This window comes from Pseudarthrobacter sp. PH31-O2, from assembly GCF_030063265.1.
Taxonomy (GTDB): Bacteria; Actinomycetota; Actinomycetes; order Actinomycetales; family Micrococcaceae; genus Arthrobacter.
Genome location: NZ_JASIST010000010.1, coordinates 143,945 through 152,508, shown reverse-complemented (window position 1 = coordinate 152,508; position 8,564 = coordinate 143,945). Strand labels below are relative to the sequence as shown.

General features: G+C 61.5%; 6 protein-coding genes and 1 pseudogene. 6 read left to right on the top strand and 1 reads right to left on the bottom strand.

The features are described from left to right. The first annotated feature begins 51 nt into the window (after positions 1-51). Positions 52-393: a hypothetical protein gene (locus tag QMG72_RS15095; RefSeq protein WP_283480953.1), complete on the top strand. Its 342-nt coding sequence runs from the start codon at positions 52-54 to the stop codon at positions 391-393. 290 nt (positions 394-683) lie between these two features. Here the strand turns inward: QMG72_RS15095 and QMG72_RS15090 are convergent. Next, positions 684-1,643 (bottom strand): annotated as a pseudogene (locus tag QMG72_RS15090) (IS481 family transposase). 483 nt (positions 1,644-2,126) lie between these two features. Between QMG72_RS15090 and QMG72_RS15085 the strand changes: the two are divergent. From QMG72_RS15085 to QMG72_RS15065, 5 genes are all read left to right on the top strand, one after another. Continuing rightward, positions 2,127-3,296 (top strand): ROK family transcriptional regulator, encoded by a 1,170-nt coding sequence (locus tag QMG72_RS15085; RefSeq protein ID WP_226776291.1) that lies wholly within the window; start codon positions 2,127-2,129, stop codon positions 3,294-3,296. Positions 3,297-3,367: 71 nt separating this feature from the next. Then, a complete protein-coding gene (locus QMG72_RS15080; RefSeq protein ID WP_226776267.1) occupies positions 3,368-4,888 on the top strand; it encodes an ABC transporter substrate-binding protein in 1,521 nt (506 codons plus the stop codon). Between the two features lie 68 nt (positions 4,889-4,956). Further along, positions 4,957-5,898, top strand: a complete 942-nt coding sequence (locus QMG72_RS15075; protein ID WP_283480952.1) for an ABC transporter permease — start codon at positions 4,957-4,959, stop codon at positions 5,896-5,898. Beyond that, entirely contained in the window at positions 5,895-7,679 is a 1,785-nt protein-coding gene (locus QMG72_RS15070; protein WP_226776269.1) for a dipeptide/oligopeptide/nickel ABC transporter permease/ATP-binding protein, read from the top strand. Before QMG72_RS15075 ends, QMG72_RS15070 begins: the two co-directional genes overlap by 4 nt. Then, complete coding sequence (locus QMG72_RS15065; protein WP_226776270.1) at positions 7,676-8,551, top strand: ATP-binding cassette domain-containing protein; 876 nt, start codon at positions 7,676-7,678, stop codon at positions 8,549-8,551. The genes QMG72_RS15070 and QMG72_RS15065 overlap by 4 nt, the downstream gene beginning before the upstream one ends. Positions 8,552-8,564: the final 13 nt, after the last annotated feature.

Here is an 8,564-nt window from a genome sequence, read left to right as displayed (position 1 = left end):
GCCGGACCTTAGCGATGACCTGCTCGGGGGTATGTCTGCGTGCCATGATTCGTGAATTTCCTCCTGTGTCCATTCTCGGACACGAAACTCACACAGACACTGGACTTCTATCTGGGGACCCAACCATTCCAAGGTGTCTTCGCGGGCGGGCTTGTTGTCGCGGAGGTGTGCGAATTGGGTGCTGGTCAGCCGTACGACCACGAGTACCGCAGCCAAAACGCGCATGAGCAACTCCAGCTGTTCCCGCTGACCACAAAGTGCAACGCCGAGTACGACCTGGTTCCGCCGTGGACGAACCCGGCATTGGCGATCTTGGACATCCTCACGGTGTCTTTCTTCGGGGCGATGCTCGCTGCCCTATTCATCCGGATTCGGGGCAGGGTACGAGGATGATTCCCATTCGGACACACAAACGCAGTGCAGACGACTTCTGACATCAGTGCAGGCGACTCCTGAAAATCACAAGCGCGTGCGTAGGCGATCGGTTTCGTTTTGGGCTGCTCCGGGGTGTCTCGTAACTATCGGTGAATACACCGAATCCATCAGAGGGTTTCGAGACATAGTTACGGGAATCGCTGGCCGCGGACGAGCCCACACCATTCCGGGAAAATTAGAGCATTGTCGCCTTTGGAATTCGGCGCTCTTGGGCGGTGTTTTGTGGTCGCTCTTTGTCGCTAGCTGTATTAACCACGGAGGTTAGTGACGCGGCTTGCTGGTGGCTGACCCTTGAGTGAGGTGTGGCCTCGGTGATGATTGTAGTGATGGAGCCAGGCTGGGAAAGCGGCAACACGCTCGGCCTCTGATGCATAGGGCTTGGCGTAGGCCCATTCATCGAGCATGGTGCGGTTGTAGCGCTCTACTTTGCCGTTGGTCTGGGGCCGGTAGGGCCGGGTTCGTTTGTGTGTGATGTCCGGGCCCAGGGCGTCTTGGAAGGCGTGGGAGCGGTAGCAGGAGCCGTTGTCTGTGAGGACGCGCTTCACGGTGATGCCGGCGGCGTTGAGGGCCTGGTTGGCGCGTTCCCAGAAGCCGGCGGCGGTCTCTTTCTTCTCGTCGTCGAGGATCTCGGTGTAGGCGAAGCGTGAGTGGTCATCGACGGCGTTGTGCAGGTAGGCGTAGCCGGGGCGCCGGTTCGCCGTGGTCCCTGTCTTGTTTTTCTTGCCCGCTGCCCGGTCCATGACGCGGTGCCCGCCGCCGTCGGGGATGCGTCCGAGTTTCTTGATGTCGACGTGGATCATGTCCCCGGGGTTCTCGTGCTCTTAGCGGCGGATCACCCGGCCCGTGGCACGGTCCAGCCACGAGAGTTTCGCCAGCCGGTACCGGGAAAGGATCTTGTGGACGGTTGATGGGTGGAGGCCCAGCAGATACCCGATCCGGGCCGGCCCCCACCGCCGGTTCACGCGCAGGGCGATGATCCGCCGTTCCCGCCGTTGCGGGGTCCTCGAGGGCGACACAAGGGGCCTGCTGGAGCGGTCTTCCATCCCGTCCTCGCCGTGTTCGCGGTAACGCTCTGCCCAGCGTGCGGCTGTCGGTACGGAGACCTGGAACCGCTCTGCGGCCCGACGCAGCGGCCACCCGTCATCGACTACGCATCTGGCCAGCTGCAGCCGGCCCTTGGGCGCGAGAAAGGCATTAGGGTGGGACATGAAGACCTCCGTTTGTGGAACTGGACTCTAGACAAGCCCCACTCCACCCGGAGGTCTTCTTTTTGTCACCTATCCACGCCGCCTGTCACCAACCTCCGTGGCTAATACAGCTAGCCAGTCCCCGAAGTGGCCGTTGAGGTCCGCCCGTGAGTTGAGGTCCAGCTCCGATACGAAGCGCTGCCCGCAGTTTTGAGTCAGGGGACCGGAATGAGTAAGGGCGCGCAGCGATCGCGATTCCGCGCGACCTCCTCCGACCTACACATGTGACAGTAAATGAAGGATATGTGCGGCGGATGCGCTAGTCGCACCCCTCTGAAGGACCCTTTAACCGGTTATGGCTTCGTCGGCCGAACGAACCAATTGGGGTTCGGCCGGGATACCTGATTGTAATCTGCTGGCGCTACCCCGCCTGTGATAATTTTCGGGAAACCCTTGTCAGGAGTTAGTTTGTTAGCTTTACTTACTTCCATGACATCCATTGGTATGCGTGACGACTCCCTCCAGGGGCGGCCGACGACCTCGGGTGGCTTTCCTCTTGGGCGAACTCTTCGCCCCCGGTCGAAGGTGCTCCCCGAGCATGCGCGCGGTCACAACCGCGCCCTCGTGCTGCAGACCCTGTACGGCCTTGGAAGTCAGAGCCGCGCGGATGTCGCTCGCGTCACGGGTCTTACCCGCGTGACCGTGTCGGATCTCGTGGCGGAACTCATCGACGAAGGGCTTGTTATCGAGCTCGGTCAGAGAACGGGTGTTCGGCCGGGCAAGCCTGCTACTCTGCTCGACATCAACCGCGGGGGCTTCCAGATCGTCGGAATCGACCTGAGCGATAATCGGGTGTTCCGTGGAGCGATGCTCGACCTCGACGGAAAGATTCTCAGCCGCGCGGAGATCGCTCTTGAGAACAGCACTGGCGCGGAAGCCACGGCCAAAGCCGTCGCCCTCGCGGAGCTGCTCATCACGCAGGCCACGGCCACCGTTATCGGTATTGGTGTCGGGTCGCCGGGCATCGTGGACCTCGAAGGAGTGGTCTTGAGTGCTCCCAACCTCGGCTGGGAGAACGAACGATTGCGCGCCAAACTTTCGGCGAGCTGCGGCCTTCCGGTCGTCGTGTCGAACGACGCGAACGTGGCTGTTTTCGCCGAGCACAGCTTCGGAGAAGCTAAGAGCGACATCATGCTGATCAGAATTGGCCACGGCCTGGGCTCGGGGATTCTCCTCGGCGGGAGGCTGCTCTTCGGCAGTCGCTTCGCCGCCGGCGAGATCGGCCACGTGGTCTTTGGCTCCGGCGGCGACGAGTGCGTCTGCGGTAAGCGGGGCTGCTTGGAGACATGGTTGGCGGTGCCGCGCATCGAGGCTCGGCTGGCGACAGCGAGCACCGAAGCTGAAAGGGCAGGCTTTCTCTGGGAGGCTGGCGAGCGTCTCGGCGCGGCTCTCGCGCCCGTTGTGGGGGCGCTCAATCTCGCGGAGGTCGTACTCAGCGGCCCCCGCCACCTCCTTGAGGGTCCGCTTTTCAACGCGACACTGGAGACCCTGCATAGACGCACGATGTCCGATTTCGACAGCAGCCTTACCGTTCGTATGACCACCCTCGGAGAAGACATTGTCATGCGCGGCGCAGCCGTGCTGGTGCTCTCCCGGGAGCTTGGAGTCTCGTGAGCATGACGCCCAGTCGATCGCAAGTACCAGCTTCACCAAGCGTGGCAGTGCCACGGGAGAAGGGAACACAAATGAGAAAAACGTATGGGGTGATTGCGGCAATTGCCGCGACCGCGCTTGCTCTTACCGGCTGCGGTGCAAGCCAGCCGACGTCGGGGACCAGCACCGACACACTCACTATGAGCAATAGTGGTGACATCACGAGTTGGGACCCGAGTGCCATGAAGGAGGGTTCGATCATCCAGTATGCGGAGGCTATGTATGACCCGCTGCTCAAAAAGTCGGCCGACGGGAGCATCGAGGGCAACCTCGCTACGAAGTGGTCGTACAACAGCGACCTGACGGAGCTCACGCTTACCCTGCGTGACGGCATCAAATTTGCCGACGGTACCGCGTTCGACGCGGACGCGGTTAAAGCTAACCTAGAGGACCGAAAGAAGGGCGCAGGCAGTGCCTCGGAGACGGCAAAAGCTATCAGCAAAGTCGATACCCTGAGTCCCACAGAGGTGAAAATAGATCTGGCGGCTCCGGCCCCCGGGCTTCTCGCAGCTCTCGCCACCTACGCCGGTTTTATGGCGAGCCCGAAGGCCATTGCTGCCGGGACGATCGGCAAGACTCCTGTTGGCAGCGGGCCCTACACCCTCGACACAAAGACCGTCGCGGGCACCAGCTATGTGTTCAATAAGAAGCCGGAATACTGGGATAAAGACTCGTACCCATTCAGCACTGTGGTCATCAAGCCGATGCCGGACTTCACCGCCGCGTACAACGCGCTCTCCACAGGTCAGACAGAGTTCATGTACGCGACAGCGGACATGGCCGACCAGGCGAAGGCGGCCGGACTGACCGTTCAGACTGTGCCGGGCGAATGGCAGGGAATCATCCTGCAGGACCGTGCGGGCACACTAGTGCCCGCACTCAAGGATGAGCGTGTGCGCCAGGCAATCAACATCGCGCTCGACAGGAAGGCGATCCTCGACGGATTCTTCCACGGCTACGGTCAGGTCTCGACCCAGACGTTCAACCCGGCCAGTCAAGCCTGGGTGTCGGAATTGAACGACAAGTACCCGTATGACGTTGCCAAGGCGAAGAAGTTGCTCGCCGATGCCGGGTATGCAGACGGCTTCACACTTCCGGTGGTTTACTCGAGCGGTTTCCAGGAACCGCTCATCCCAATCCTTCAGCAGTACCTTGCTGCGGTGGGAATCACGCTGAAGCCGGTGCTCGCCGGGAGCTTCGCAAATGGCGGCCTGAAGGTCTATAACGACTCAGCGGCATATATCTTGTCGTTCTCGACCAACATTCCGGCTTGGACAGATGTGCTTAACAAACTCACGCCCACCTCGCTCTGGAACGGCCTCGGGTACTCGGATCCGACGGTGCAAAAGTACCTGGATGAGATTCCGAAGGCTCAGGGTGATGGGCAAGCGAAGCTTTACCAGGAACTGAACACGTACATCGTGGACAAAGCGTGGTTCGCACCGATCGCTACGCTTCAGAACGTGTACATATCTAGTTCGAAGATCAAAGTGACCATGGAGCAGGCCCAGCTTGTTCCTAGTCTCCGGTTCTTCGCTCCGGCCGGCAAGTAGTACATCACCCGTCGCGGTGGCCGGGGAGACCCGGCCACCCCTTGTCATGATTTTTCGAAGGAGCTGCAATGCTGCTCTTCATCCTCCGGCGCCTCCTCGCGGGCCTCTTGCTTGCTTTCGTCGTCGTCACCGGAATGTTCTTCTTTCTCACCCTTACCGGAACAGATCCCGCACGGGGATCGCTCGGTATGTACGCGACGGTCGCCCAGGTGGAGGCTAAGCGCCACGAACTCGGGCTCGATCGCCCGGTCTTTGGGCAGTACTTCGACTGGCTGGGAAACGCGCTCACAGGCAGCCTTGGCACATCTTCAGCGCAGAACGTTTCGGTGAGTGAACTCATTCTTACCCGCCTGCCCGTTACCGTCTCACTCGCCGTCGGAGCGGTGCTCATCGCTGCCCTACTCGGCATGATGCTGGGCGTCTTTGCCGCTGTACGCCCCGGACGCATAGACAGGGCGTTGCAGATAGTGATGGTCCTCGGGTTCGCCCTTCCCAATTTCTGGGTGGCCTTGATCCTCGCTCAGGTCTTTGCGGTGCAGTTGCGGTGGTTTCCGGCCACAGGATACACACCATTCCTTGATTCGCCGCTCGGTTGGATAGGCAGCATCACCCTGCCGATCGTTGCCCTCTCCATAGGCTCGATTGCCGCGATCGCTCAGCAGATCCGCAATTCTGTCATCTCGGTCTACGAACAGGACTACATCCGTACCCTCCGCAGCCGCGGACTGCCGTCGCGCAACATTCTGCTCACCCACGTGCTGCGCAACGCTTCGCCTCCCGCGCTCACGATGCTCTCGCTGCAGTTCATCGCTGCGCTGAGCGGCGCGGCGATCGTCGAGCGCGTGTTCGGGCTCCAGGGTATAGGCGCAGTCGCAATTACGGCATCAGGGAGCGGCGACATCCAGGTCATCATGGGCCTGCTCTTGTTCACCGTGATCGTCGTCGTCGCAGTCAACTTCGTCGTGGATGTGCTCTACGGCGCCCTCAACCCGAAGGTGCGGATCGCATGAGCCAAGTTACCCTCGTTCCGGCTGCGGCCGGACAGACCTTCCGCAGGACGAAGAGATTCTTGCGCAATCCGCTCGGTGTCGCGGCGGCGATGATCCTACTCATTATCGTGTTGGTGAGCGTGCTCGCGCCCTGGATCTCACCGCGCGACCCGAACCTCATCTCACTCGGAGAAACGCTGCTCGGCCCCAGCCCCGCGCATCCGCTCGGCACCGACGCCAGCGGACGTGACGTGCTCAGCCGCCTGTTCTGGGGCGGCCAGGTGAGTCTCCAAGCTGGCCTCATCATGACCGTGACGACCATCGTTTGCGGCGTACCGACTGGATTGCTCGCCGGTTATTTCTCGAAATGGTTCGACGGCGTGGCCAGCTGGGCCTCCAACCTGCTGATGTCGCTTCCGCAGATCCTCATTCTCTTGATGATTGTCACCTCGCTAGGCACCGGGCTCTGGCCTACAATGATCGCGCTCGGCATCCTTTGTTCCCCCGACCTGTTCCGGGTCACTCGGAGCGTTGTGATCGGCGTGCGCGGTGAGCTGTTCATCGATGCAGCGAAAGTCTCCGGGCTCGGTAACGCCAGGATTATCTTCCGGCACGTGCTATCCGTCGTGCTCGGTCCGGTGCTCATTCGCTCTTCCTTCATCTTCGGGCTCGCCATCATCGTTCAGTCCGGCCTGGAGTTCCTCGGCATCGGCGGCTCAGACCGACCGAGCTGGGGCGGCATGCTCAGCTCCGCGTTCACTACGATCTTCCGTGCGCCGCAGCTCATCTACCCGCCGGGAATCGCAATCGGGTTTACGGTGATGTCCCTCGTCATCCTCGGTGGCGCGTTTGCCGATACCCTGGGTTCGCAGCGGCCGATGAGGGCCGCTCGCCCGAAGGCCGGCGATCGGCCGGTCCCGGAGCCCGCGGTCGCGGTGAACACCCGGCGTGACTCAGCGCCGATTACACCGGTCGATGCGCTGCTTAGAGTGGAAAACCTGCGGATCGCCTACCCCCGGCATGACGCGTCGGACTCCGTGGTCGTCAAGGGTATCTCTTTGTATGTGAACAAGGGCGAGGTGGTGGGGCTCGTCGGCGAGTCCGGCTCGGGCAAGTCGCAAACGTCGTTCGGAGTGCTTGGCCTATTGCCGCCGGAGTCTCTGGTGAGCGCGGACCTGATCTCCCTCAACGGCCAGAATCTGCTCGGACTGCCGGAGAGCGAGTTGCAGAGGGTGCGCGGCACTCGAATGGCTTACGTGCCCCAGGAACCGATGTCGAACCTGGACCCATCGTTCACCGTGGCGGTACAGCTCGTGAAACCCATGCGCCACAAGCTCGGGATATCTAGGGCAGAGGCAACTGCTCGCGCCCATGCGCTCCTCGAACGGGTCGGCATCCCCGACCCTGCGCGCACTATGGCCTCCTACCCGCACCAACTGAGCGGTGGAATGGCGCAGCGCGTGCTCATCGCCGGCGCGGTATCCTGCGATCCGGAGCTGCTCATCGCGGACGAACCGACGACGGCTCTGGATGTTACGGTGCAAGCCGACGTTCTCAACCTACTGCGTGATCTGCAGCGGGAACGCAACATGGGAATGATCCTTGTCACTCACAACTTTGGTGTCGTTGCCGACATCTGCGATCGCGTCGCGGTGATGCGCGATGGCGTCATCGTAGAGCAACAGGACGCAACTAAACTCTTCGGCGCTCCGAAGCACGAATACACGAAAATGCTGCTGGCTGCGACGCTAGAGGGCGCGGAGCCACGCAAGAGCAGATCTAAAACGGAGGCCGCCAGATGAGCGTCGAGCGCCAGGACCCCGAGTGGGCAGAACACCAGGGCGCCCCGCTGCTGCTTGAAGTGAACGATCTCAACGTCACCTATCGCGGGAGAGGTTTCCGAGGCAGGAGCTTCCACGCCCTGAAAGATGTATCGATCCAGGTCAGGCGGGGCGAAACGATCGGCCTTGTGGGCGAATCAGGGTCGGGCAAGACGACCCTAGGCAGGGCGGTCCTTGGGCTCGTTCCGGTGACCAGCGGTAGCGTCGTGTTCGAGGGCGAGGAAATCTCACACGTAGGTGGTCGCCGGCGTCGGCAATTGAGCCGGGACATACAAGTGGTCTTTCAAGATCCGTACTCCTCGCTCAACCCGGCCATGACTATCGAGTCCATCCTCGCCGAGCCGCTCACCGTGCGCGGCTACAGCGGAACGGATGCCCGGGCGAGGGTGGCCGAGCTTCTCGACCATGTGCACCTGCCGGCTGACGCTGCGCAGCGGTATCCGCGAGAGTTCTCCGGTGGACAACGACAGCGCGTGGCCATCGCTCGAGCACTCGCCCTCGCCCCGAAACTCATCGTCTGTGATGAGCCGGTGAGCGCCCTCGACCTTTCTACCCAGGCGCGCATCCTCGACCTGTTCATCGACATCCAGGAGCAGACCGGGGTCGCTTATCTCTTTATCTCACACGACCTATCTGTGGTCAGGTACATAGCCCATCGGGTGGCGGTGATGCTGAGCGGAGAGATCATCGAGACCGGCGACGGTGACGTCGTCACGACGAACCCCACAGAGCCATACACGCAGAGACTGTTGCTCGCATCGCCGGTGCCGGACCCGGTGGGTCAGGCTAAACGCCGGGACCTCTACATGAGCCTTGGTCAACCACAAAAATGAAAGACAAAAAACT

Excerpts from the sequence above, each read along its gene's own strand:
- QMG72_RS15085 (WP_226776291.1), top strand. The coding sequence starts at position 2,127 with ATGCGTGACGACTCCCTCCAGGGGCGGCCGACGACCTCGGGTGGCTTT.
- QMG72_RS15080 (WP_226776267.1), top strand. The coding sequence starts at position 3,368 with ATGAGAAAAACGTATGGGGTGATTGCGGCAATTGCCGCGACCGCGCTT.
- QMG72_RS15075 (WP_283480952.1), top strand. The coding sequence starts at position 4,957 with ATGCTGCTCTTCATCCTCCGGCGCCTCCTCGCGGGCCTCTTGCTTGCT.
- QMG72_RS15070 (WP_226776269.1), top strand. The coding sequence starts at position 5,895 with ATGAGCCAAGTTACCCTCGTTCCGGCTGCGGCCGGACAGACCTTCCGC.
- QMG72_RS15065 (WP_226776270.1), top strand. The coding sequence starts at position 7,676 with ATGAGCGTCGAGCGCCAGGACCCCGAGTGGGCAGAACACCAGGGCGCC.